The sequence below is a fragment of the Oleiphilus sp. HI0043 genome, from assembly GCF_001634935.1.
Genome location: NZ_LWEY01001964.1, coordinates 1 through 1139 on the forward strand (window position 1 = coordinate 1; position 1139 = coordinate 1139).

Sequence of the window (1139 nt, forward strand, 5' to 3'; positions counted from 1 at the left end):
AAAACCATCTTTTATCACGCCGCCATCTCTAATAACGACGGGAGGGTTATCGATAATTGCTCGCTCTAATAACTCAGCTAAAGAGGGGTGTTCGGATATATCTTTAGCTACTTCACCAAGACTTGGGCAATCAACTGACCTTAAATCTGCCTGTATGGCGGGTAGTAGTATTAAAGTGTCTCTAAGTCGTGATAGGTCACGAGGGCGTGCAGATCTAAGCGCAATCCTGGCGAGTATACGCTGTACATCTCCGACTTGTTTTAAATTCGTTTGAATGGCGTCGTAGTTATAGGATTGCTCAAGTGAAGACACGCAATCTAGACGGGCATTCACAATTTCCCGGTCTCTTAAAGGGTGGTGGAGCCAGCGCCTAAGCAAGCGGCTACCCATTGCAGTTTTACAGGCATCCATTGCCCACGCCAAGGTGTGATTACTTTCGCCAGCAAGGTTGGTGTCAATTTCTAGGTTCTTGCGACTGGCTGCATCGAGTAGAATGTATTGACTACGCTCTTCTTTATTGATGGTGACAATATGAGGCAGCTCATTACGCTGAGTATCCTTTGCATACTGCAGCAGACAACCCGCCGCGCAGATAGCTAATTGCATCGAATCGATACCAAAGCCGCTTAAGTCTTTCGTTTTAAATTGAGTAGTCAATAAGCTTTTTGCGGAATCAAGATCATAAAGCCATGGAGCTTGGCGTCTAAGACCAGTTAAGTTCTCAAAAGCTCCTTCATATGGAAACTCTTCACTTATTAAAACTTCCGACGGTCTAATACGCTGCAACTCGCTTATTAGGTCGGGCAAGCCTCGAACTTGCGACACAGAAAAGCGTCCGCCACTCAGGTCTAGGTAGGCTAGACCAAAGGCTTCCTCATCACCAAAGGAAATTGAGCAGAGCAAATTGTCACGCCGCTCTTCTAGAAATGCCTCGTCAGTCAGCGTGCCGGGAGTGACAATTCTCATTACCTTACGCTCAACCGGCCCCTTGCTTGTTGCCGGGTCACCTGTTTGCTCGCAGACAGCAACCGACAAACCAGATCGAACAAGCTTTGCAATATAATTCTCAGCGGAGTGATAGGGGATACCCGCCATTGGAATAGGGTTGCCACCACTCTTACCGCGTGCCGTTAAAGTGA

General features: G+C 47.3%; 1 pseudogene. It reads right to left on the reverse strand.

The annotated features are described in order from the left end of the window. Positions 1-1139 (reverse strand): annotated as a pseudogene (locus tag A3729_RS30305) (DNA mismatch repair protein MutS); the annotation flags it as partial.